A 23,248-nucleotide genomic window follows, 5' to 3' on the forward strand; every position below is an offset into this window, starting at 1 on the left:
AAAGCGGCTTCGCTTAACGCGCTGCCGCTTTTCCCACGCAGAACCGCCACGAATCACGAAGAAGTCGTCTTCCTCGGCATGCCCAGTCCGCCCAGCAACGCGGCCAGCGGCTGCTTCGGCGCGGTCTTGCGTTCGTGCTCGACCGCCTCGTCATGACGCTTCACCGATGCCGGCGACGGCTCGTACGGCTTCAGGAAGAATTCGTCGACCGGCTGCTGCCGCGCGTGCGAGCGCTCGAACGACGTCGCGCGCCGGCGGCCACCCGATTCTTCGCGTGCATGCCGATGTTCGCCGCGCTCGGCACGGACCGGCCGCTCGTCGCGTTCGCGGCGTCCGCCCTCGCGACGCGCCGGCGTCGTGACCGTCAGCGTTTCCACTTCGAGCGGACGCTTGATCAGCTTTTCGATGTCGGCGAGCTGCTTCTTCTCGTTCGCGCTGCACAGCGACAGCGCGTCGCCCGACGCGCCCGCGCGCCCCGTGCGGCCGATGCGGTGCACGTAGTCCTCGGCGTTGAACGGCAAGTCGAAGTTGATCACGGCCGGCAACTCGACGATGTCGAGCCCGCGCGCCGCAACATCGGTGGCGACGAGCGCCTCGATTTCACCGCGCTTGAACGCGTCGAGCGCCTGCATGCGCTCGCCCTGGGTGCGGTCGCCGTGAATCGCCGTCGCGATGATGCCGTCGCGCTCCAGCACGCGCGCCAGCCGGCTCGCGCCGATCTTGCTGTTGCAGAACACGAGCACCTGCTTGAGGCTGCGCTCGCGGATGAGTTGCGCCACCGCGCTCGACTTGTCGCTTTCGTGCACGTCGAACACGATCTGGCGCACGTTCGTGGCGGTCGAATTGCTGCGCGCCACTTCGATCGTCTGCGGATTGCGCAGGTACGTGGCCGCGAGTTTCTTGATTTCACCGGAGAACGTGGCGGAGAAGAGCAGCGTCTGACGCTCCTTCGGCAGCAGGTTCAGGATGCGCTGCAGGTCCGGCAGGAAGCCCATGTCGAGCATGCGGTCCGCTTCGTCGAGGACGAGCATCTGCACCTGGCCGAGATTGAGCGTCTTTTGCTGGACGTGGTCGAGGAGCCGCCCCGGTGTCGCGATCAGCACTTCGACGCCGCGTCGCAACGCCTCGGTCTGCGGATTCATGTCGACGCCGCCGAACACGACGGTGCTGCGCAGCGGCGTGTGCTTCGAATAGGCCTGCACGTTCGCGGCGACCTGGTCGGCGAGTTCGCGCGTCGGCGTGAGGATCAGCGCACGCACCGGATGGCGCGCGGGCGATGCGCTCGTGTTCGCCTGCGGCAAAAGGCGCTGGATGATCGGCAGCGAGAAGCTCGCGGTCTTGCCGGTGCCGGTCTGGGCCGCGCCCATCACGTCGCGCCCGGCGAGCACCACGGGGATCGCCTGCGCCTGGATCGGCGTGGGCGTCGTGTAGCCGGACTCGGTCACCGCCTTCAGGATGTCGGCGGCGAGACCGAACTGGTCGAACGTGGGCGCCGTGGCGCTCTCCGGCTTTCCGGAGGCTTCGGGCGCGGCGGCGGACGTGTTCGTGACGACGGAATCGGACATGGTGACTATCTGGCTTTCGCTAAAAATGCGCCGGAGGCGGCGCGTGAAGCGGTGAATATGCGTGAAATCTGTGGCTGCGCGGCGGTTCGGCGCGCGGCAAAGGGCGCTGGAACGCTCCGGCGCGGATTTCGCGCTCTGGCGCCGGGGATGCTCGGGCTGGATGCATACGCAACACGCGCCGCGGACGTCGTTCGTGCCCCGCACTGCGCTCCGGCACGCGCTGCTGCCCGGCGCTGCTGCCCGGTTTGCACGACGGGCTTCTTAGGATGCGCGTGATCGCGAGCTTCGTAGCCGCGATTGGTGGCAGCGACTCGTGGCACATCGGCCCGGCCCGGGTCCGGCAGCAAATCCGAGCGCCGAAAACCGCACATTGTAGCACTCCGTCCGCGGCGGGCGCGCCTTCCGCCCGGGCTTTTCCTACGGGCCGGCACGCGGGGCCCGGCCGCGATTCAGTCCCGCTGCGGCACATCCTTCACGACCAGGAGCCGCAGTTCGGTCATGTCCTCGATCGCGTACCTGACGCCCTCGCGCCCGAGCCCGGAGTCCTTCACGCCGCCGTAGGGCATGTTGTCGAGGCGAAACGACGGCACGTCGTTGATCACCACGCCGCCCACTTCCAGCGCGTCCCACGCGCGGTTCGTGTGTGCGAGGCTGTCGGTGAAGACGCCCGCCTGCAGGCCGAAATCGCTGTCGTTGACGGTCGCCAGCGCTTCCTCGAAATCGGTGAATTTTTCCAGGATGGCGACCGGCCCGAACGCTTCCTTTCGGTACAAATCCTGATCGCGCTTCACGTTTTCGAGCAACGTCGCCTCGAACATCGCGCCCTCGACCTTGCCGCCCGCGATGATCGCCGCGCCGTTCTTCACGGCCGCATCCATCCAGCCAGCGAGGCGCTTCGCCTCCGATTCCGAGATCATCGGCCCGACAAAGGTGTTTTCGTCCTTCGGATCGCCCATCCCGAGCGACTTCGTTTTCGCGATCAGCTTTTCGCGCAGCGCGTCGTACAGGCTTTCGTGCGCGAGAATCCGCTGCACGCCGATGCAGCTCTGCCCCGACTGATAGAACGCGCCGAACGCGAGCCGGTCGACGACGTAGTCGAGCCGGCCGGCCTGATCGCCGTCGACGATCGCCGCCGCGTTGCCGCCCAGTTCGAGGATCACCTTCTTCTTGCCCGCTTTCTTCTTCAGCTCCCAGCCGACGGCGGGCGACCCGGTGAACGAAAGCAGGCGAAAGCGCTCGTCGGTGGTGAAGAGATCGGCGCCGTCGCGATGCGCGGGCAGCACGGAAAACGCGCCCTTCGGCAAATCGGTCTCGGCGAGGATCTCGGCCATGATGAGCGCGCCGACCGGCGTCCGGCTCGCCGGCTTCAGCACGAACGGACAGCCCGCCGCGATCGCGGGCGCGACCTTGTGCGCGGTCAGGTTGAGCGGAAAATTGAACGGCGAGATGAACGAGCACGGCCCGATCGGCACGCGCTTGTAGTAGCCGTGATAGCCCGCCGCGCGCGGGGAAATCTCCAGGTTGATCATCCCGCCGTCGATGCGCACGGACTCCTCGGCCGCCACCTTGAACGTGTCGATGAGGCGCGTCACCTCGCCTTTCGAATCGTTGATCGGCTTGCCCGCCTCGATGCACAGCGCCATCGCGAGTTCGTCGTAACGTTCGCGAAAGTGCTTCACGCAATGTTCGAGCACCGCCTGGCGCTTGAACGGCGCGAACGCGCGCAGCGCGGCCTGGGCGTTGACCGCGTGGCCGATGGCCGCGTCGATCGCCTTCGCGTCCGCCATCGCGACGCGCGTCGCGACTTCGCCGCTGAACTTGTCGATCACTTCCAGATCGGTGTTCGCCGCGACCGGCTCGTTCGCGAGGTAGTAGGGATAAGTCTCCTGCAACATGGCATCGCTCCTTCAAAGCTGCGCCGCGAGCCGCTTGATCTCGCGGTTGAGCACGCGCTCGTTGTCCGAATAGTCGATGGGCACGTCGATCACATGCACGCCCGGGCTCGCGTAGCACGCGCGCAAGAGCGGCGCGAACGCCTCGGCCGATTCGACCCGGTGCCCCTTCGCGCCGTAACTCTCGGCGTAGTCGACGAAATCGGGGTTTTTCAGCGTCATCCCGTAATCCGGAAAATTCATGTTCTCCTGCTTCCAGCGGATCATGCCGAACGCGTCGTCGCGCAGGATCAAGACGACGAGGTCGAGTTTCAGCCGCACGGCCGTCTCCAGTTCCTGCGAATTCATCATGAAGCCGCCGTCGCCGCACACGGCCATCACCTTGCGGTCCGGATGGACGATCTTCGTGGCGATAGCAGACGGCAGGCCCGCTCCCATCGATGCCAGCGCGTTGTCGAGCAACAGCGAGTTCGGCTGGTGCGCGCGGTAGTAGCGCGCGAACCAGATTTTGTACATGCCGTTATCGAGGCAGAGGATGCCGTCGACGGGTGTCGTGTCGTACACGTCCTTCACGACGCGCACCGGATAAAGCGGAAAGCGCGGGTCGTTCTGGCCCTTCGCGAGCTGCTCCTCGAAGTGCTGCTTGATCTCCTTGAAGCGCGCGAAATCCCAGTGTTCCTGGCGCTCGCGCAACGCTTCCTTCATCTGCCAGACCGCGTTCGCGATGTCGCCGACGACCTCGATCTGCGGGAAATACACCGGATCGACCTGCGCGCCGAGAAAATTCACATGAATCACGGTCTTCTCGCCCGCCTCGCCGCTGCGCATGAAAAAGGGCGGCTTCTCGATCACGTCGTGGCCGACGTTGATGATGCAATCGGCGTGATCGATCGCACGGTGCACGAAATCGCCGTCGGACAAGGTCGCGTTGCCGAGCCACATCGGATGCGACTCGTCGATCACGCCCTTGCCCATCTGCGTCGTGAAAAACGGAATGCCGATCTGGTCGACGAATTCGCGCAACATCGTGCACGTCGTCTTGCGGTTGCCGCCCGCGCCGATCATCAGAAGCGGATGGCGCGCGCCCGTGATCGCCTCGACGGCGCGCGCGACGGCCTTCTCCTCCGCCACCGGCCGCCGGCTGAAACTCTTCGGAATCGGCTTGCCGTCGCCATCTTCGTGCGCGACGTCTTCCGGCAGCTCCAGATGCACCGCGCCCGGGCGCTCCTCCTCGGCGCGCCGGAACGCCTCGCGCACCGACGCCGGAATATTGCCGATCGACACCATCGAGCGCGTGTACTTGGTGAGCGGCTCCATCATGCGCACGACGTCGACGATCTGGAAGCTGCCCTGCTTGCTCGACTTGATCGGCTTCTGACCGGTGATCATCAGCATCGGCATGCCGCCGAGCTGCGCATAGGCGGCGGCGGTCACGAAATTGGTCGCGCCGGGGCCGAGCGTCGCGAGACAGACGCCGGTCTTGCCGGTGAGGCGCCCGTAGGTGGCGGCCATGAAGCCGGCGGCCTGCTCGTGGCGCGTGAGGACGAGCCGGATTTTCGAGCGCCGCAGCGATTCGAGCAGATCGAGATTTTCCTCGCCGGGAATGCCGAACACGTATTCGACTTGCTCGGCTTCGAGGGCTTTCACGAACAGATCCGATGCTTTCATGGACGGTCTCGGCTGGTTGACGGTCAGGTCAGGTCGGGTCAGGCATGGCGCGGCGCGCGTCGGGCCGCGTGTCGACGTTGCGTCTGGAACATTACTCCGGATGCATGACGCGTGCAGGGAGCGTCGGCGAATCGCGCGTCCTCGCGGCGCATAAAAAAACCGTTCCGAATCGCTTCGGAACGGTTTTTTGTCTTCTGTCTTCTGGACCCGCGCGCGGCGCTTATTTGCCGCGTGCCTTGCAGTTGCCGATGACGGGCGGCGCGTTGGCTTCGCCCATGCCGGTGTAGAGATTGCCTTCCTGTCCCTTGCTCCACCAGGTGTACTGTTCCGCGACATAGCGCGCGCCGGAACCCGACATCACGTTGACGAACAGCAGCTTGCGCCCGTCGACCGTCAAGAGCGCGAAGCTCTGATTGTTCTTCGTGTTGACGTAACGGACCGACAGGGTCTTGTCGCCATCGCAATCGTATTTGACGGTCTGCGACGAGGCTTCCTGCACCTGCGGCACGGTCAGCGGCATCGCCCATGCGGCATGCGCGAGCGCCGATGCCGCGAACGCCGCCAGAATGGTTTTCATCGTTGATCCTCGTTCGATCATGGATCGATGACTTCCGCGCACGCATCGGTCGGTAACGCCGCGACGTGTCCGACCAACGGCACGACCTTGATCACCGCCGAGGTGACCCGGCACGGCGCCGCCGCGAGACCGCAACCGCTCAATCCCAAACAGGCCGCGCAAAGCGCCGCCAGCAAACTCGATTTCATCCAGCCACTCCTTGCGCGGCGTTCTGCGCAAAGCGCGCCGATCCGCCAGACATCATTTCGTTGAAACAGGCCGCACCTTCGATGCCGCGAGCTTCGCCCGTTCGCGCGCCTCGTCGATGTCGCGCCCCGTCGCCACTGCCACGCCCATACGGCGCTTTTTGAAACTTTCCGGCTTGCCGAAGAGACGCAGGTCCGAATCCGGCACCGCGAGCGCCTCCGCGACGCCTTCGAACGCGATGGCCGCTTCGTCGAGCCCGCCGTAGATCACCGCCGACGCGCCCGGCGCGCGCAGCGACGTATCGACCGGCAAACCGAGAATCGCGCGCGCATGCAGGTCGAATTCCGAGAAGCGCTGCGTGGCGAGCGTGACAAGGCCGGTATCGTGCGGACGCGGGCTCACTTCGGAGAACCAGACATCGTCGCCGCGCACGAACAGCTCCACGCCGAAGAGACCGCGCCCGCCGAGCGCCGCCGTCACTTTCGCCGAGACGTCGCGCGCACGGTCGAGCGCGGTCGCGCTCATCGGCTGCGGCTGCCACGATTCGACGTAATCTCCTGCGACCTGCAAATGGCCGATCGGTTCGCAAAAATAGGTTTCGGTCGCGCCCGTTTGCGGGTTCGCGGCGCGCACGGTCAGTTGCGTGATCTCGTAGTCGAAGTCGATAAAGCCCTCGACGATCACCCGCCCGCGGTTCACGCGCCCGCCCGCCATCGCGTAAGTCCAGGCGGGTTCGATGTCGGCGTCGCTTCGGAGCACCGACTGCCCCTTACCCGACGACGACATCACCGGCTTCACGACGCACGGAAAGCCGATTGTCGCGATGGCGGCCTTCATCTCATCTAGCGATTGCGCGAACGCATAAGGCGAAGTGGGCAGGCCGAGCGTTTCGGCGGCAAGACGCCGGATGCCTTCGCGGTTCATCGTGAGCTGCGTCGCGCGCGCGGTCGGAATCACGACCGCGAGGCCCGCCGCTTCGATTTCGGCGAGCATGTCGGTCGCGATCGCCTCGATCTCGGGCACGATCAGATGCGGTTTTTCCTGTTCGACGAGCGCGCGCAACGCGGCGCCGTCGGTCATGTCGATCACGTGCGAGCGATGCGCGACCTGATGGCCCGGCGCGTCGGCGTAACGGTCCACGGCGATGGTCTCCACGCCGAGCCGCTGCAGCGCGATGATCACTTCCTTGCCGAGCTCGCCCGCGCCGAGCAGCATCACGCGCGTGGCGTTCGCCGAGCCCGGCGTGCCGATGCGGCGCGCGGCGCCCGTCTCGATGGGACGCGCTCCCTGACTGGCGTTCTGCATGGGGTGCTCCTGGTTTGATCCGAACAGTCGGCGATGTTAACACGCGCGTTCGCGCACGAAGCCTCGTCCGGTCGGCATATTGACAGGCGCGTGGCATGCGGCGCAGACGCTCGTCACGACGCGGCGACATCGTGTTGCACATCGCCGCTGGACAAATCGTAGGACGAGTGCGATACCCTTACGGTTTCGCCAGCTTGAGGACCCTCGATGCTCATGCAGCTTCCCCCGCAGCCTTCCCGTTCCCCGTCGCGTGCTCGCTCGAACGAGCGGAGCGCCGCGCGCTTCGCTTCGATCGGCGCCGCGTTCGCGCTGACCGCCACGCTCGCAGCGTGCGCGCTGCCGACTCATCCGGATGCGTCGGCGCCGCCGACCGATCCCTACAATCCCGCGGCCACGCAACTGCTCGACGACACGCAATGGGAACTCACGCGCTGGAGCGATGCATCCGGCCAGCCGCGCACGGTTCCCCACGGCGACAACGGCGAGCCGATCACGCTGAATCTGTCCACGGAAGGCGGCAAGCGGCGCGTGAGCGGTTTCTCGGGCTGCAATCGCTACATGGGCAGCTACGACGTGAAGGACGGCAAGCTCGCGTTCGGGCCGCTCGCCGGCACGCGCATGGCGTGCGCGTCGGGCGCGGGCGCGGCGCTCGAGCAGCCGTATCTGAGCGGACTCACGCACATCGCGAAATCGGGCGTGCAGATGAAGCCGCCGAAGGAACTCCTGTTGACGCTCGACGACGGGCAGGTGCTCGCTTTTGCAAGCCGCTCGAAGTGACGCGGCGAATCGCCTTCGACAGCGCCGCGCAGGCCGGCGCGCAGCCGGTTGGCGCTGCGCCTCCTCCTTCGCTTGCGTCAGCGGTTAAACTCGACGGCCCGGTCTTCGCCGCATCCCTCAATAGTTGGTTACTAGCATGCACACGGTAGTCCTCGGCTGGTTCGGCGGGTCAGTCGTCTGGTTTCTTCCTCTCTTGTGGCGGCTCGTCAAGTCGATGCTCCCCGGCGGCGGCGTGCGCGGCCCCGGCACGATCCGGCTGTGGCTCGGCTTCGTCTGCGTGATCCTTGCGAGTGCGACGCTCGAAGCGGCGCTCCTCGGTTCGTTCGAAGCGGCGTCGGGCATCAATCGCTGCGGGCACGCGCTCGCCGGCGCGCTCGCGGCGTTGGCCGGCACGCCCGGCACGGGAGCGATCGCGGCCGTCGCGCTGTTCGTGAGCCTGCCCTGGCTCTGCGATTTCCAGTGGCGCTCGGCGATGGGCTGGGCGAACGCCGCATTCGGGCTCGGGTTGAATTCCGCGTGGTTCGCGCCGCGCGAGAAAGAGGCGCGCGAACCCAGGCCGCGCGAACGGGCGCCGCGCACGAAGCCGGGTCGCGAACGAAGCGCGCCGGCGGAAACCTATCGCGCGGGCGGCATTGCGGGCCTCGCCTCGCACGACACGCCGACGCTCGGACTGCCCGCCGCCACGAATCGCGAAGGCGGACGCTATCCACGGCCGACCGTGTGGCGGCCGCCCGCGATTCGTCGCGGCGATTCCAAGCCGAACACCGCGACGCGCGCGCCGGCAGCCGATGCGTTCGCGAGCAAGTTCGCGCGAGCCGATGCGGCGACGATGCGACGCGACTTCGTCGAACCAGTTGCGCCTGCGGGCTGGCCTGGCGAGGGTCTGGACGCACGGACGCGTTCGCGCAGCGACGCAGGCGTGCCGACGCGCGCCGCGTCCGGCGTACCGATGGATCAAGCTGCATCGCGGGCGATGTCCGGCGCTTGGCCGCACACCTCCAGTCGCGCGAACAACGCGACGCGATCCGCCGCGGCGACGACCAGCGCGGCGTCGCGCTCGACGGTTTCCGCAAGCACGGACCGTCACGCGCAAGTGCCGCGCTCGTCAGGCGGAAGTCGGCCGGGATCGACGCCGGGAAGCGCAACAGCGCCGTCGGGTGCGCGACAGCAGGCGCAGCGCCCGCCGGCGTATTCGCGTCCGGCCGAGCCCGCCGGTCCGCCGCCGGCCCCTTCCACCATTCAGGCGACGCTGCGCTCGATCGAAGAGAACGCCGCGCTGTGGACGTCGCTCGCTGGCGCGAGCCTCGCGCGTCGGCATGAATCGCAGGCGATGCGGGCGAATTCGGCCGAGTCGAACCCCGTGCCGGCGCGAGCGGACGATGATGCGATGTACGTCGCGTCGCCGCAGTCGCCGCGCGCGACCGAAAGTTTCCCGATGCGCGATGTGCTCGCTTCGAAAGAAACCCAAGCGGACCGGCCGGTCGCCGCAACGCCCGACGCCGATGAAATTGCCACACCGCGGGCGGCAAATCCGTCCGATGCAATCGCGTCGCCGCAAGCTGCGATGCCGTCGACAGCAATCGCTCCTTCCGAAGCCGCTGCTGCGCCCGAAGTAACGCCTTTGCGCAGCGCCTCCGCTCCGTCCGAAGACGTGCCCGACACTCCGCCGGAAACGTTCGACACGCCCGAATTCACGCAAGTCGCCGCGCCGCCCCCGGCGACGTTCGCAGCGCCGCCGCCCGAAATCGACCGCCCTGCCCCGCCGCCTGTAATCGAAGAAGAACCGGTGCCGTCGAACGTCGTGCGCTTCCCCGGCACGGCGAGCGCCGCGCCGCCGGCGCAGCCCGCAGCCGCGCCGGCGCCGGACGCGCGCCCGCCCGTGCGCGGCTTCGACCCGACGGAATTCGAGTTCCACGCGCCGGCGGCTTCGGCGGTCGAACTGCCCGGCTTCGACCTCCTCGAACGCGCTTCCGACGAAGTCGAGCCGGTCTCCGAGGAACATCTGTCGGAAACCGGCCAACTCATCGAACAGCGTCTGCAGGAATTCAAGGTGCCGGTGACGGTCGTCGGCGCGTCGGCGGGGCCGGTCATCACGCGCTTCGAAGTCGAGCCCGCGCTCGGCGTGCGCGGCAGCCAGATCGTCGGGCTGATGAAGGACCTCTCGCGCGGACTCGGCCTCACCTCGATCCGCGTCGTCGAAACGATTCCCGGCAAGACCTGCATGGGTCTCGAATTGCCGAACGCGAAGCGCCAGATGATCCGCCTGTCGGAAATCCTCGAAGCCGACGTCTATCGCCACTCCAAGTCGAACCTGACGATCGCGATGGGCAAGGACATCGTCGGCAACCCGGTCGTGACCGATCTCGCGCGCGCGCCGCACATGCTGGTCGCGGGCACGACGGGTTCGGGCAAATCGGTGGCGGTCAACGCGATGATCCTGTCGCTGCTCTACAAGTCGAAGCCCGAGGACGTGCGCCTCATCATGATCGACCCGAAGATGCTGGAGCTTTCCGTCTACGAAGGCATTCCGCATCTGCTCGCGCCCGTCGTCACCGACATGAAGCTCGCGGCGAACGCGCTCAACTGGTGCGTCGGCGAGATGGAGAAGCGCTACCGGCTGATGTCGGCGGTCGGCGTGCGCAATCTGCAGGGCTTCAATCAGAAGGTGCGCAACGCCGACGCCGCCGGCAAAAAGCTCACGAACCCGTTCTCGCTCACGCCCGACGCGCCCGAGCCGCTCTCGACGCTGCCGATGATCGTCGTCGTCATCGACGAGCTCGCCGATCTCATGATGGTGGCCGGCAAACAGATCGAGCAACTGATCGCGCGGCTCGCGCAGAAGGCGCGCGCCGCCGGCATCCATTTGATTCTCGCGACGCAGCGCCCTTCGGTCGACGTGATCACCGGCCTCATCAAGGCGAACATTCCGACGCGCGTGGCGTTCCAGGTGTCGTCGAAGATCGATTCGCGCACGATTCTCGACCAGATGGGCGCCGAGTCGCTCCTCGGCGCGGGCGACATGCTGTTCCTGCCGCCGGGCACGGGCTATCCGCAACGCGTGCACGGCGCGTTCGTGGCCGACGACGAAGTGCATCGCGTCGTCGAATATCTGAAGCAGTTCGGCGAGCCGGAATACGAGGAAGGCATCTTGTCGGGGCCGGCGGCGGAAGGCGGCTCGCAGGACCTGTTCGGCGATGCGCCCGATGCGGAAGCCGATCCGCTGTACGACGAAGCCGTGTCGTTCGTGCTGCGCACGCGGCGGGCGTCGATTTCGTCGGTACAGCGGCAGTTGCGGATCGGCTATAACCGCGCAGCGCGGCTCGTCGAGCAGATGGAAGCGGCGGGTCTCGTCTCGCCGATGGGCAACAACGGCAACCGCGAAGTGCTCGCGCCGGCGCAGCCGGAATAGGACCGCTCGTGCCTCACCAGAGGCGGAGCTTCCGCAGATAGCCCAGCGTGCCGGCCGCGCACACCACCATCACGCCGATCACGACCCAGAACGAATGCGGTCCGTGCGTCCCGGGCAGCCCCGCGACGTTCATCCCGAAAATGCCCGAGATGAGCGTCGCCGGCATCAGCAACGCCGACATCACCGCGAGCCACAGCAGTTTGCCGTTGATCTCCTCGGAAAGCTGGGCGGCGATTTCGTCCTGCAGCAGTTTTGCGCGTTCATAGAGCCCTTCGAGCCCGGCGGCCAGGCCGTTGAGCACCTGGATCGCCTGGATCAGCGCCTCCATCGAGCGCGGTTCGGCCCAGTCGAGCCGCCGCGTGACGAGCTGCGTGAGCGCGTTGCGCTCCGGATCGATGAAGCGCTTCACCTCGACGAGCCGCCGCCGCACCTCGCCCAGTTCGACGCGCGAATTCGGATGCGTCCCGTCGATCACGCCCTCTTCCACGTCGTCGAGGCGGTCGCCCAGTTCGTCGATGCGGTCCGCGAAGGTCTGGTTCAGCGCGCGGATCAGGCCCGCGAAGAGATCGACGGTATCGCGAAAGAGCGCGCCTTCGAGCACCGCGTGGCGCAGGCGGTCCGTGGACTGCAGCGGCTGCGCGCGCACCGTGATCATCCGGTGGCTGTCGACGTAAAAGCGCAGCGCGCCCGTCGCGCGCCGCGACGCGCGCGCCGCCGGATCGGCTTCGCTGCTGCCCGCTGGCGACACCGCCGCGCGCTCCACATCGGCCACTACGCCGTACACGAAGTTGGACCCCATGTGCACGCGCGGCCGCTTGTCCTCGCCGTTCAAGAATTCTCGCGCGACGTCGGGCATCGACGTGACGCCGGTCAGCCAGTTCTCGACGGTGTCGTCGTTCGCGCTCAGGTGCAGCCAGGTCGGGCCGTCGCCGGCGATTTCCTTGCGCGCTTCGTCCCACGAGAGGCGGATCGCCTCGGCGCCCGCAAAGCGAAACGCGCTGATAAACCCGGCGGGCACCGGCCCGCCGCGCGCCGGCGGAGCGTCTGCCTGACGCGCGGATTGCGCCTTGTTGCTGTCGATATCGGAGTTGATGCTGTTCAACGTTTCACTTCCTTTCACACTGCTGGAACCCTGGGAATCAGAACTCGTAGCGCCCCCAGAAAAACGCGACGTCGCCGTCGTTCAGACCGGGAACGCGCGGAATGAACGTCGCCATGACCGACGCCTTGCGGTAGCGCACCGACGCGATCGGCAACGCGATCGGTATCGGCACGTAATGCGCGATGTCGTTGCGCGCGGTGATGCCGACGAAATAGCCGCCGCCGATCGACAGACCGCCCGCCACCGGATTGGTGTACCACTGCCGGGCGAACCCGCCGATGGGCTGGACATGATCGTGCGAATCCAGGAACGCCATCGCAAACAGAATATCCTCGTTGCCGCGGGCGTCGGTCCAGTGCTTGCCCGCGCCGCCGCCCCACGACTTCGCGTTGAGCTGGCTGCGGTCATCGTAGCCGTCGATATGCCAGCCGTAGCCGGTCAGATAGCCGTCCCAGGTGCCTTCGTTCGCCACTCGGCTCACGCGCTGACACGCGGACGCCACCCAGTTCCACGAATAGTCGCACGCGGCGTGCGCCGTGCCCGCGAATTCCACCTGCGCCGTTGCCGCGACGACCAGTGCCGTGCCGAGGAGACTCTTGCTCATCATTCTTGTTGCGCCCGGCGTCGTCCACACGCTGCGCGCCGGTCGTGGTCGTTGGTTGGCGATCGTTGCGGGTTATCGTGCACCTGCCCGTCGACTCGCCAGCAAATCCCGCGCCGCATCGTTACCGAATGATTGCCGGGCGGCTTTCCGCCGGCTTCTACGAAGGCGACACCAGCTTGAAATCGACCGGCGAACCGATGTCGAGGCGCTGCGGGTCCGACGCGAGTTCGCCCGTCTGCGGATCGCGTCGGAAGAAATAGACGCTGTCGCTTTCCTGATTGCCGACGATGAGCCAGCGCCCGCCCGGATCGATCGTGAATTCGCGCGGCGTCTTGCCGAGCGTCGACGTGCGTCCGGTGAGCTTCAGCTGGCCGCTCGCCGGATCGACGGCGAACGCGACGAGTTCGTTCGCGTCGCCACGATTGGTCGCGTAGAGAAAGCGCCCGTCCGGCGAGAGGTGGATCGCGCCGCCGCCGATCTTGCCCTTGAAGCCCGGCGCGGTCATCGGCAGGCTTTGCACCTGCGTGAGCTTGCCGTCGCGATAGTCGAAGACGACGACCGATGCGTTCATCTCCGTCGTCAGGTAGGCGTGCTTGCCGCTCGCGTCGAAGATCAGGTGGCGCGGGCCGGCGCCGGGCTTAATCGTCGTGTAGCGCGTATCGGTCGGGCCGAGCAGGCCGCGGCTGCCGTCGGGCGTGTAGCGGTACGAATAGACCTTGTCGGCGCCGAGATCCTGCGCGAAGAGATAGCGTCCGTCGGGCGAAAAGACCGTCGAGTGGACGTGCGAGTTGTCCTGCCGGCCTTTGACCGGGCCGCCGCCTTCGTGATGCACCGTCAGCACCGACTTGCCGACCTGGCCGTCCGCCTGCAGCGGGAAAACGGCGAAGCTGCCGCCCGGATTCGCCGCGACGGAGTAGTTGGCCGTCAGCAGATACTGCCCGTCGGGCGAGATCGCGAGGTAGCAGGGATCGTTGCCGTCCGCCGAGACCTTGTCGAGAAACGTGAGCTGGCCGCTTTGCGCGTCGAAACGAAACGCGCTCACGCTGCCGCGCTGCGAGGCCGGACCGTTGTCGCCGGGCAGTTCGTTGACCGCGTAGACGAAGCGCCGGTCGCGGCTCACGACGAGATACGACGGGTTCACCGCCTGCGCCGACGAGATGCGCGTGAGTTCGCCGCTCTTCGTATCGAACCGATAGACGTAGATGCCTTCGCTCTTGCCGCTGCCCGTGTAGGTGCCGATCAGGAGATCGTAGACGCCGTCGGCCGAGACCGATGCGCTCGCGGACGAAGCCGGTGACGTCTGCGCCAGGGCGGCTGAAGCAGAAAAGGCCTGCGCTGCGACAATCGAAACGATCGTCGCGAAACCTTTTGCCCATGCAACGGGCCTAACTGCGATGCCAGCCGATGAGCGCGAGGTCCTGGTACGCGGTTTATCGACGGTGATCGACGGCGGGACGGAATACATGTGACCTCCTGATCGTTTGTTTTGCGGCTTGTTTTCAGATTTTTCAGGTTATGTTGTCGCTGTCGGCGAGCGCCGCGGTACGCCGCAACCGTATCACCGATCAGCCGCGCGGGTTCCTCTGCGAGCAACCCCGCCAACCCGACCTTACTTCAGCCAAAGCAGTCATACCAACAAAGGAATCGCGATGAACATTCACGTCAGCCTGGGCCCGCTCGTTTCACTCATCGCCGGCATTCTCATCCTGATCATGCCGCGGCTGCTCAACTTCATCGTCGCGATCTACCTGATCGTGATCGGCCTCATTGGTTTGTTCGGGCTCGGCGCGTCGCATTTCTGAGCGCACGGAGACGCGCACGCCCTCGCGCACGCCCTGCTCTGACGCCGATTCGGCGGCCGGGTTCCGCGTGTAAGGAAGCGTCGGGGGAATGTCGGGAAGACGCCGGCGTGCGCGGCGAGAGCTAAAGCGCGGACGAAAGCGCGGACGAGCAGAACCCGCGCGGCGCCTTTCGGCGTCGCGCGGGTTCTGCATGCGTCGTCCTGCGATGAAACGTTCGGTGGCGCCGCGATCAGCCGTTGGCGAGCTGATCGAGCCGCAGGCGTCCCTGCAGCGAAAGGCAGCCGACAGCAATGCCGCCGACGTCATAGGTATAGCGCGTGAAGCACCCGCGCTCGGTCAGAAAGGCCGCCGCCGTTTGCATGGCGTTGCGGGAAAGACCCAGGTTCGTGTAATCGAGCGGAAGCAGCGGGTCGGCGTCGGAGACGCGGCTCGCTGCGGAAAGTATCGCGATGCAGTCGGATTTCGACGGGTTGAGCATGGCTTTCTGTTCCTCGAAAACGGTACGCTGAAGACGGATTGTCCAAACGACGATTTGAAGACCAGCGATGCGCCGCCAGGAATTTTCGATGCTTCGAAAAGGCATGCGCATGAAAAGCGGTAGGTGACGCGGTATATGAAGCGGCCCGGAGCGCGCGAAAAGCTAAAAAGCGTGCGGGAGGCGAGCAGAAAGCGCGCGCGCAAAACGTCCTTGCCAATCTTCATTCTAAAGTGCTGTCCAATTATTTTCCAAGCACTTGTGCGTCAGATTCGTGACGCTTCGTCACGCACGGTTCGCGCGGGTTTGCAGCCGACTCCGAACTATTGCGGCAGAATGCGGCTCGAAAGGCGTTTCATGCGCGTCGGCTCGCTTCGCCGGCGCGTCGAACAATTCGTGGCGCCGCGCTTTGTCTGCGTATCGCCGCAAGAAGAAGAGAGCTCGTATCGCCATGCCCTCACCGATTGAAGACTACGCCATGGTCGGCGACGGCCACACGGCCGCCCTGATCTCCCGCAACGGTTCCGTCGACTGGCTCTGCTGGCCGCGTTTTGATTCCGGCGCCTGCTTCGCCGCGCTCCTCGGCACGCCTGAGCACGGCCGCTGGCTGATCGCGCCGGACCTGCCGCCCGATGCGCCCGACCCCGTCATCAGGCGCCGTTATCGCGGCGACACGCTGATCCTCGAAACCGATTTCGAAACGCCGGACGGCGCCGTGACGATCGTCGATTTCATGCCGGCGAGAAACGGGCATTCGGAACTCGTGCGGATCGTGATCGGCCGGCGCGGCGTCGTGCCGATGAAAACCGAACTGGTCCTGCGCTTCGACTACGGTTCGTCGGTGCCGTGGGTGAGCCGCCTCACGCATGAGAGCGGGATCAAGGCGATCGCCGGCCCGGACCTCGCGGTCCTGCGCACGCCCGTGGATCTCGTCGGCGAGAACATGAAGACCGTCGCGCGCTTTACCGTCGCGAAAGGCGAGCGCGTGCCGTTCTCGCTCTGTTATTCGCAATCGCATCTGCGGCTGCCGCCCGCGCACGATCCACACACGCAACTCGCGCGCACCGAGAACCACTGGCGCGAGTGGTCCGCGCAAAGCGACTTGAAAGGCAAATGGGCGGGCGCGATCCGCCGCTCGCTGATCACGCTGAAGGCGCTCGCGTATGAACCGACCGGCGGCATCGTCGCCGCGCCGACGACTTCGCTGCCCGAGCAGCTCGGCGGCACGCGCAACTGGGACTATCGCTATTGCTGGCTGCGCGACGCGACCATCACGCTGCTTGCGATGATGCGCGGCGGCTATTACGACGAAGCGCGCGCGTGGCGCGCGTGGCTCGGCCGCGTGATGGCGGGCTCACCCGAGCAGGTGCAGATCATGTACGGCATCGCGGGCGAGCGGCGTCTGCCGGAATGGATCGTCGACTGGCTGCCGGGCTACGAAGGCGCGGCGCCGGTGCGCATCGGCAACGGCGCGGTCAACCAGTTGCAACTCGACGTCTACGGCGAAGTGATGAACGCGCTGCATCTCGCGCGCGTCGGCGGCCTGCAGAGCGACGAAACCGCGTGGTCGATCCAGTGCGCGATGCTCAAGCACCTCGAAACCGTCTGGCAGCAACCCGACGAAGGCATCTGGGAAGTGCGCGGCGGAAGCCAGCACTTCACGTTCTCGAAGGTGATGGCGTGGGTCGCGTACGACCGCGCGATCAAGTCGGCCGAAATGTTCGACCTGCCCGGCCCGCTCGACCACTGGCGCGCGTTGCGGGCGCAGATTCACGCGGATGTCTGCGAGAAAAGCTGGAACGCATCGATGAACTCGTTCGTGCAGGCCTATCACGGCGACGCCCTCGACGCGAGCCTGCTCCTGATTCCGCTGCTCAGCTTTCTGCCGCCGGATGATCCCCGTGTGATCGGCACCGTACACGCGATCGAAACCGATCTCACCCATGATGGACTGGTCAAGCGCTACCACACGACCGAAGTCGACGATGGCCTGCCGCCCGGTGAAGGCACGTTTCTGGCTTGTAGCTTCTGGCTGGTCGACAATCTGGCGCTGCAGGGCCGCTTCGACGAAGCGCACGCGATGTTCGAGCGCCTCGTCGGGCTGTCGAACGACGTGGGGCTTTTATCCGAGGAATACGACACGGTGGCGAAACGCCTTGTCGGCAATTTCCCACAGGCGTTTTCCCATGTTGCGCTCGTTCACACTGGCATGAATCTCATGCGCCAAGAGCAGGAGATCGCCCGCGCGACCGGTCAGCCAGCCGGCCAGCACGATCATCCGGCCGAAGCCGGCGAATCGGCGGCGTCGCTCGAAAGCAGGTTGTAAGACTAATCACAGGATCGGGAAATCGCCAGTTGTGCAACGGTTTGTTGCATTGCACAATGACACTGCCCTAGTTGATAATGCGGAATAAGTTCCGACCGGGCGTATAGTTGAAGACGCGAATGAAGTCAATATTTCCGACTTCGCAAGTCTTGAGCCGTACTGCCGATAACCAGGAGTCGAGTTGGACCTGTAGTTCGTAAGCTACCGCTGCATCATTGACTGCCGTAAGAGGCTAATCGCCGGGCGCATACCGCGATGAGCGGGTAACACGGGCGTCACCGGTTTTACACGGGGCAAACATGCTCTATCAATTTCACGAATTCCAGCGAGCCATGCTGTATCCCCTGACGGCATGGGCTCAAGCCGCGTCGAAGTCGTTTCTCAATCCGGCCAGTCCGCTAGCGTACGTGCCGGGCTCCAGCCGCCTCGCCGCCGGCTACGAGCTGCTCTACCGGCTCGGCAAGGACTACGAGAAACCCGAGTTCGAGATCCATCAGATCGAGAAGGACGGCCACAAGATTCCGATCGTCGAGCAGACGGTCGTCGAGAAGCCGTTTTGCCGCCTGTTGCGCTTCAAGCGCTACGCGGACGACAGCATGGCCGTGAAAAGCATGAAGGACGAGCCGGTCGTGCTCGTCTGCGCGCCGCTCTCCGGCCACCACTCGACGCTCCTGCGCGACACGGTCAAGACGCTCCTGCAGGATCACAAGGTCTACATCACCGACTGGATCGACGCGCGCATGGTGCCGTTCGAGGACGGCGCGTTCCATCTCGACGACTACGTCGAGTACATCCAGGAATTCATTCGACATATCGGCGCGAACGATCTGCACGTGATTTCGGTGTGCCAGCCGACCGTGCCGGTGCTCGCCGCCATTTCGCTGATGGCGTCGCGCGGCGAAGACACGCCGCGCACAATGACGATGATGGGCGGTCCGATCGACGCGCGCCGCAGCCCGACGTCCGTGAATTCGCTGGCGAACGAGCACTCCTACGAGTGGTTCGAGAACAACGTGATTTACACGGTACCGGCAAATTATCCAGGGGTCGGACGCAAGGTTTATCCGGGTTTCCTGCAGCATGCCGGGTTTGTCGCGATGAATCCGGAGCGCCATCTGACGGCGCACTGGGACTTCTATCAGAACCTGATCCGCGGCGACGACGACGATGCCGAGCAACATCGCCGCTTCTACGACGAATACAACGCCGTGCTCGACATGGCCGCTGAGTATTACCTCGAAACTATCCGCATCGTGTTCCAGGAATTCCGCCTGGCGGAAGGCACGTGGGATGTGAACGGCGAACTGGTGCGCCCGCAGGACATCAAGACGACGGCGCTTTTCACGATCGAAGGCGAACTCGACGACATCTCCGGTTGCGGCCAGACGCGCGCGGCGCACGACCTGTGCACGGGCATTCCGGCGAAGAACAAGAAGCACTTCACCGCCGAAAAAGCCGGTCACTACGGCATTTTCTCGGGACGCCGCTGGCGGACGATGGTGTATCCGCAGTTGCGCGAGTTCATCCTCGAACACGACAAGGCGCCGAAGCGCGAACCGGTTCTCGCGTAATTGCGCGAAGCCTGTATAAGACAAACGCCGCGCTGTTCCCCAGCGCGGCGTTTGTTTTTTGAGCCCGCGAGCGCTTTACCGCCGCATCAGGTACGCGAGCAAAAGCTCCGTGTTCATCTTCACGACTTCGTCGCGCTGTTCCTGCTGGCTGAAGTCGAGGCCGAAAGTCGCTTCGAGCGTGAAGCGGTTCGACACGATGTAATAGCCGAGACCTGACAGCGTCACGTAGAACTTGAGCGGATCGACGTCGGTCCTGAACAAGCCGGCCTTTGCGCCGCGTTCCAGAATGCCCGCGAGCGTTGCGACAAGCGGCGAGATCAATTCGCGGATGCGCGTCGACCCCTTGATATATCTCGCTTCGTGCAGGTTTTCGTTGTTGATCAGGCGCAGCAGTTCCGGGTGATCGCGATAGTAATCCCAGACGAAATGCGCGAGCCGCGTCATCGCTTCGACGGGTGCGATGCCGTCGAGGTCGAGCGTGCGCTCCGTGTCCATGAGCGCGCCGAACGCGTGCTCAAGCACGGCCGTGAACAGTTGCTCCTTGCTGCCGAAGTAGTAGTAGAGCATCCGCTCGTTGGTTTCGGCGCGGCGGGCTATCTGATCGACGCGTGCGCCGAACAGACCTCCGGCTGCGAACTCGTCCGCGGCTGCCAGCAATATGCGGCGGCGGGTGCCTTCAGGATCTCTTTTGATTTTCGGCTGATTCATGGTGGCATGATTCGAGAGCCGCGTTATCCGAATAGCGTCACGCGGCCCGTGTCGAGGGAGACATGACGTGAACGGGCGCGCCAAGGTTATTGGGGAACACCGTCCTGCGGTCAATCGGAAAAGCGCTTCGATTATGCGCACATCGATTGCCTATTGGCAATTGGGATTGAAAGGGAATTGGTAGATAATGGCGCCTTTAGCCCGAGCGCGGGAGCAAGAGCCCGCGCCGCTCCCCGCAGTGTCAACACGAACGCGAAGCTTGCGCGCCGATGCAAGTCGATACGCGTCGATCGCGGCAATGCATGTCGATGCCCTTTTGTTCCAGATGCGCCCATGCGCGTGCGCCTGGCGACCGCCCCCAACGTGAACGTGACCGTAACCGCCCGAGAGACGCTCGCAGACCGCATCGAGGATCTGCTGCCCCAGACGCAATGCACCAAGTGCGGGTATCCCGCGTGCCGGCCGTATGCCGAAGCCATTGCGGCGGGCGATGCGAACTATAACCAGTGCCCGCCGGGCGGAATCGAAGGCGTCGCGCGGCTCGCGCACCTGCTCGGCAAGCCGGTGATCGCGCTGAACCCGGAGAACGGCGTCGAGCGGCCGCGGCCGCTTGCCGTGATCGACGAGAACGTGTGCATCGGTTGCACGCTGTGCATGCAGGCGTGTCCCGTCGATGCGATCGTCGGCGCGGCCAAGCAAATGCACACGGTCATCGAGGCGCTCTGTACCGGTTGCGACCTGTGCGTGCCGCCCTGCCCTGTCGACTGCATCGCGATGATCCCCGTCACCCTCGATGCAACGGGCTGGGATGCATGGACGCAGGATCAGGCCGACGCCGCGCGCGAGCGTCACGACCGGCGTCTCGCGCGTCAGGCGCGCGAGCGCGAGGCAGCCGTTGCTCGCGCCGCCGCTCGGCAGGCGCAACGGCATGCCGAGCGCCCCGCATCGCACGCGCCAGACGATGCGCAGACGGCGCCGGCCGCCGCGCCCGCCGTCGCCGACGACCCCGAAGCCAAGAAACGCGCGATCATCCAGGCCGCGCTCGAACGGGCGCGCAAGAAGAAGGAAGAACTCGCGACGCTCGGCGCCGGGCCCAAGAATACCGAGCGCGTGAGCGCCGACGTGCAGGCGCAGATCGATGCCGCCGAAGAACGCCGGCGGCGCCTCGGTCTCGGCGGCGTCAGCGAGAAGAACGAATCCGACCACTGACCGGGCGTGCGATGAACGCGAACAAGCGCCGTGCCATCTTCGAGACGCTCAGGAGTCTCAACCCGCATCCGACGACCGAGCTGGAATACAGTTCGCCGTTCGAACTGCTGATCGCGGTCCTCTTGTCGGCGCAAGCCACCGACGTCTCGGTGAACAAGGCGATGCGCCGGATGTTTCCCGTCGCGAACACGCCGGCGAAGGTGCTCGCGCTCGGCGAGGAAGGCGTCGCCGACTACATTCGCACGATCGGCCTCTATCGCACGAAGGCGAAGAACGTGATCGCGACGTGCCGCATTCTCATCGACCAGTACGGCGGCGAGGTGCCCGACGACCGCGAGGCGCTCGAATCGCTGCCGGGCGTCGGCCGCAAGACCGCCAACGTGATCCTGAACACGGCGTTCGGCCATCCGACGATCGCCGTCGACACGCATATCTTCCGCGTCGCGAACCGCACCGGACTCGCGCCCGGCAAGGACGTGCGCGCGGTCGAAACGGCGCTCGAAAAGTTCGTGCCGAAGGAGTATTTGCACGACGCCCATCACTGGCTGATCCTGCACGGCCGCTATGTCTGCAAGGCGCGCACGCCCGAATGCTGGCATTGCGCGATCGAGCCGCTGTGTGAATTCCGTCCGAAGACGCCCGCGCCGGTGCTCTGAGCGAAGACTAGCGACGCGCCTTAAAATGGCGGTCTGAAACCTTAAAACCCCTGCCGCATGTTCAATCCCAGCCGCGACGAAGTCCGTCAATTCTTCACCGAGACCTGGCGCAAGCAGCGCGCGGGCGAAATCCTGACGCCGCTGGAAAGCATCGCCGCCGACTGGATCGTCGAGCATCCCGAATACCAGCAGGAACTCGCCGATCCCGACGCGAGCCAAGCCGACTATTCGCCCGAACGCGGCCAGACGAATCCGTTCCTGCATCTGTCGATGCATCTCGCGATCAGCGAACAGTTGTCGATCGACCAGCCGCCGGGCATCCGGCGCGCGCACGAGAAACTCGTCGCGCGGGTCGGCTCGACGCACGACGCGCAGCACGCGATCATGGAATGCCTCGGCCAGATCATCTGGGATGCGCAGCGCACCGGCACGCCGCCCGACACCGACGCCTATCTCGCGCTGATCGAGCGGCGCGCTTCGCGCGACTGAGGTTCACACGCCGGCGCCGTAAACGACGACACCCCGCGATGCGGGGTGTCGTCGTCTGCAGCCGGGGAAAGACGCGCTTACTTCTTCAGCACGAGGCTGCCGTTCAGCGATTCGATGTAGGCCGCGAGGTCTTTCAGGTCGCTTTGCGACAGGTTCTGTACCTGTGCGGCCATGATCGCGTTGCTGCGGCCGAAGTTCGGATTGCCGTTGCCCATCTGGTACTGACGCAGCGCCCAGTAGACATAGGTCGCATGCTGGCCCGCGAGCTTCGGATATTCGCCGCTCACCGGCTGATTGAGGTTCGGGCCGTGGCAGGCCGCGCAATTGTGGCTGTCGGACAGCGCCTTGCCGTTGGCTGCATCGGCGGCGTGCGCCGCGTTCATCGATGCAATGCCGAAGAGCGCCGCCGCGCACGCTGCCTTGAACACTGCCTGAAGTGCCTTGGATGGCTTCATGAATTCTCCTATCCCGCGAAATTGGATTGCCGAGTGACTGGCGCCTGAGGTGCGCGGATCACTTGTCGGGATTGTTCTTCGAAGAGGGGGTTTGCGCGGCGTAATACGCGGCGATGTCGGCGATGTCCTGATCGGTCAGCGTCGTGGCGATGGCGCGCATGGTGTCGAAGTGGCGGTCGCCCTTCTTGTACGCATGCAGCGCGTTCTCGATGTACCTGGCGTTCTGGCCGCCCAGCATCGGAACGTTGTAGACCTCGGGATACGCCGTGCGGTAACCCGGAATGCCGTGGCAACCGATGCACATCGCCACCTTGCCCTCGGCCGCCTTCGCGTTGCCGACGACATCGGCCGATGCCTGGGTCGCGAAGCCGGCGAGGCCCGACAGCGCTGCGATCACGGCACATTTGCCGATGAATTTGTTCATAGCTTCTCTAACCTAGCATGAGGGGAAATTCGACGCGCCCGCCGTCCG

22 protein-coding genes are annotated in these 23,248 nt (G+C 65.4%); 9 read left to right on the plus strand and 13 right to left on the minus strand.

Going from position 1 to position 23,248, the window contains the following annotated elements; translation table 11 throughout:
- Positions 1-53: 53 nt before the first annotated feature.
- The 6 genes from AWB66_RS03925 to purT all read right to left on the minus strand — a co-directional run bounded on the left by AWB66_RS03925 (position 54) and on the right by purT (position 7,193).
- Entirely contained in the window at positions 54-1,565 is a 1,512-nt protein-coding gene (locus AWB66_RS03925; protein ID WP_087628969.1) for a DEAD/DEAH box helicase, read from the minus strand.
- Positions 1,566-2,014: 449 nt separating this feature from the next.
- Positions 2,015-3,460 (minus strand): aldehyde dehydrogenase family protein, encoded by a 1,446-nt coding sequence (locus tag AWB66_RS03930; RefSeq protein ID WP_087628970.1) that lies wholly within the window; start codon positions 3,458-3,460, stop codon positions 2,015-2,017.
- Between the two features lie 12 nt (positions 3,461-3,472).
- Positions 3,473-5,125, minus strand: a complete 1,653-nt coding sequence (locus tag AWB66_RS03935) for an acetolactate synthase large subunit (protein ID WP_087628971.1) — start codon at positions 5,123-5,125, stop codon at positions 3,473-3,475.
- Between the two features lie 220 nt (positions 5,126-5,345).
- On the minus strand, positions 5,346-5,702 hold the full coding sequence (locus AWB66_RS03940; RefSeq protein WP_087628972.1) for an MliC family protein: 357 nt from the start codon (positions 5,700-5,702) through the stop codon (positions 5,346-5,348).
- 17 nt (positions 5,703-5,719) lie between these two features.
- Positions 5,720-5,890, minus strand: coding sequence for a DUF6726 family protein (locus AWB66_RS33960; protein ID WP_200818922.1), 171 nt, complete (start codon positions 5,888-5,890; stop codon positions 5,720-5,722).
- 52 nt (positions 5,891-5,942) lie between these two features.
- Positions 5,943-7,193 (minus strand): formate-dependent phosphoribosylglycinamide formyltransferase, encoded by a 1,251-nt coding sequence (gene purT / locus AWB66_RS03945; RefSeq protein WP_087628973.1) that lies wholly within the window; start codon positions 7,191-7,193, stop codon positions 5,943-5,945.
- A 213-nt stretch (positions 7,194-7,406) separates the two neighbouring features.
- Here purT and AWB66_RS03950 point away from each other — a divergent pair, with 213 nt between their 5' ends.
- Positions 7,407-7,970 carry an META domain-containing protein gene (locus AWB66_RS03950; RefSeq protein WP_087629104.1) on the plus strand — a complete coding sequence of 188 codons (564 nt, stop codon included), beginning with the start codon at positions 7,407-7,409 and terminating at the stop codon, positions 7,968-7,970.
- Positions 7,971-8,106: 136 nt separating this feature from the next.
- Entirely contained in the window at positions 8,107-11,379 is a 3,273-nt protein-coding gene (locus AWB66_RS03955; RefSeq protein WP_087628974.1) for a DNA translocase FtsK, read from the plus strand.
- 13 nt (positions 11,380-11,392) lie between these two features.
- Here AWB66_RS03955 and AWB66_RS03960 read toward each other — a convergent pair whose 3' ends face one another.
- The 3 genes from AWB66_RS03960 to AWB66_RS03970 all read right to left on the minus strand — a co-directional run bounded on the left by AWB66_RS03960 (position 11,393) and on the right by AWB66_RS03970 (position 14,550).
- Positions 11,393-12,481: a transporter gene (locus tag AWB66_RS03960; protein WP_235020976.1), complete on the minus strand. Its 1,089-nt coding sequence runs from the start codon at positions 12,479-12,481 to the stop codon at positions 11,393-11,395.
- 37 nt (positions 12,482-12,518) lie between these two features.
- Positions 12,519-13,085 (minus strand): antimicrobial peptide resistance and lipid A acylation PagP, encoded by a 567-nt coding sequence (locus tag AWB66_RS03965; protein ID WP_087629106.1) that lies wholly within the window; start codon positions 13,083-13,085, stop codon positions 12,519-12,521.
- A gap of 157 nt (positions 13,086-13,242) precedes the next feature.
- A complete protein-coding gene (locus AWB66_RS03970) occupies positions 13,243-14,550 on the minus strand; it encodes a lactonase family protein (RefSeq protein ID WP_087628975.1) in 1,308 nt (435 codons plus the stop codon).
- Between the two features lie 184 nt (positions 14,551-14,734).
- Between AWB66_RS03970 and AWB66_RS03975 the strand changes: the two genes are divergently transcribed.
- Positions 14,735-14,887 carry a DUF3096 domain-containing protein gene (locus AWB66_RS03975; RefSeq protein ID WP_087135003.1) on the plus strand — a complete coding sequence of 51 codons (153 nt, stop codon included), beginning with the start codon at positions 14,735-14,737 and terminating at the stop codon, positions 14,885-14,887.
- A gap of 229 nt (positions 14,888-15,116) precedes the next feature.
- Here AWB66_RS03975 and AWB66_RS03980 read toward each other — a convergent pair whose 3' ends face one another.
- Complete coding sequence (locus tag AWB66_RS03980) at positions 15,117-15,365, minus strand: hypothetical protein (protein WP_087629107.1); 249 nt, start codon at positions 15,363-15,365, stop codon at positions 15,117-15,119.
- A gap of 135 nt (positions 15,366-15,500) precedes the next feature.
- Here AWB66_RS03980 and AWB66_RS32790 point away from each other — a divergent pair, with 135 nt between their 5' ends.
- From AWB66_RS32790 to AWB66_RS03990, 3 genes are all read left to right on the plus strand, one after another.
- Complete coding sequence (locus tag AWB66_RS32790; RefSeq protein WP_125469656.1) at positions 15,501-15,830, plus strand: hypothetical protein; 330 nt, start codon at positions 15,501-15,503, stop codon at positions 15,828-15,830.
- Entirely contained in the window at positions 15,814-17,688 is a 1,875-nt protein-coding gene (locus AWB66_RS03985) for a glycoside hydrolase family 15 protein (protein ID WP_087628976.1), read from the plus strand. Before AWB66_RS32790 ends, AWB66_RS03985 begins: the two co-directional genes overlap by 17 nt.
- A gap of 299 nt (positions 17,689-17,987) precedes the next feature.
- A complete protein-coding gene (locus tag AWB66_RS03990; RefSeq protein WP_087628977.1) occupies positions 17,988-19,259 on the plus strand; it encodes a polyhydroxyalkanoate depolymerase in 1,272 nt (423 codons plus the stop codon).
- Positions 19,260-19,334: 75 nt separating this feature from the next.
- Here AWB66_RS03990 and AWB66_RS03995 read toward each other — a convergent pair whose 3' ends face one another.
- Positions 19,335-19,967, minus strand: a complete 633-nt coding sequence (locus AWB66_RS03995; RefSeq protein ID WP_087628978.1) for a TetR/AcrR family transcriptional regulator — start codon at positions 19,965-19,967, stop codon at positions 19,335-19,337.
- Positions 19,968-20,300: 333 nt separating this feature from the next.
- Between AWB66_RS03995 and rsxB the strand changes: the two genes are divergently transcribed.
- From rsxB to AWB66_RS04010, 3 genes are read left to right on the plus strand one after another with little or no spacing between them, the layout of a single operon-like run.
- Entirely contained in the window at positions 20,301-21,176 is an 876-nt protein-coding gene (gene rsxB / locus AWB66_RS04000; protein ID WP_087628979.1) for an electron transport complex subunit RsxB, read from the plus strand.
- Positions 21,177-21,187: 11 nt separating this feature from the next.
- Positions 21,188-21,832: an endonuclease III gene (gene nth / locus AWB66_RS04005; RefSeq protein WP_087628980.1), complete on the plus strand. Its 645-nt coding sequence runs from the start codon at positions 21,188-21,190 to the stop codon at positions 21,830-21,832.
- Between the two features lie 57 nt (positions 21,833-21,889).
- The gene (locus AWB66_RS04010; protein WP_087628981.1) at positions 21,890-22,321 is read left to right on the plus strand and encodes a DUF1841 family protein; all 432 of its coding nucleotides are present in this window, start codon (positions 21,890-21,892) and stop codon (positions 22,319-22,321) included.
- A 77-nt stretch (positions 22,322-22,398) separates the two neighbouring features.
- Here the strand turns inward: AWB66_RS04010 and AWB66_RS04015 are convergent, their stop codons facing one another.
- Together AWB66_RS04015 and AWB66_RS04020 are read right to left on the minus strand one after the other, a co-directional pair.
- Entirely contained in the window at positions 22,399-22,776 is a 378-nt protein-coding gene (locus AWB66_RS04015) for a c-type cytochrome (protein ID WP_087628982.1), read from the minus strand.
- Between the two features lie 58 nt (positions 22,777-22,834).
- Positions 22,835-23,200 carry a c-type cytochrome gene (locus AWB66_RS04020; RefSeq protein ID WP_087628983.1) on the minus strand — a complete coding sequence of 122 codons (366 nt, stop codon included), beginning with the start codon at positions 23,198-23,200 and terminating at the stop codon, positions 22,835-22,837.
- Positions 23,201-23,248 lie beyond the last annotated feature (48 nt).

The organism is Caballeronia telluris (assembly GCF_001544495.1).
Taxonomy (GTDB): Bacteria; Pseudomonadota; Gammaproteobacteria; order Burkholderiales; family Burkholderiaceae; genus Caballeronia; species Caballeronia telluris.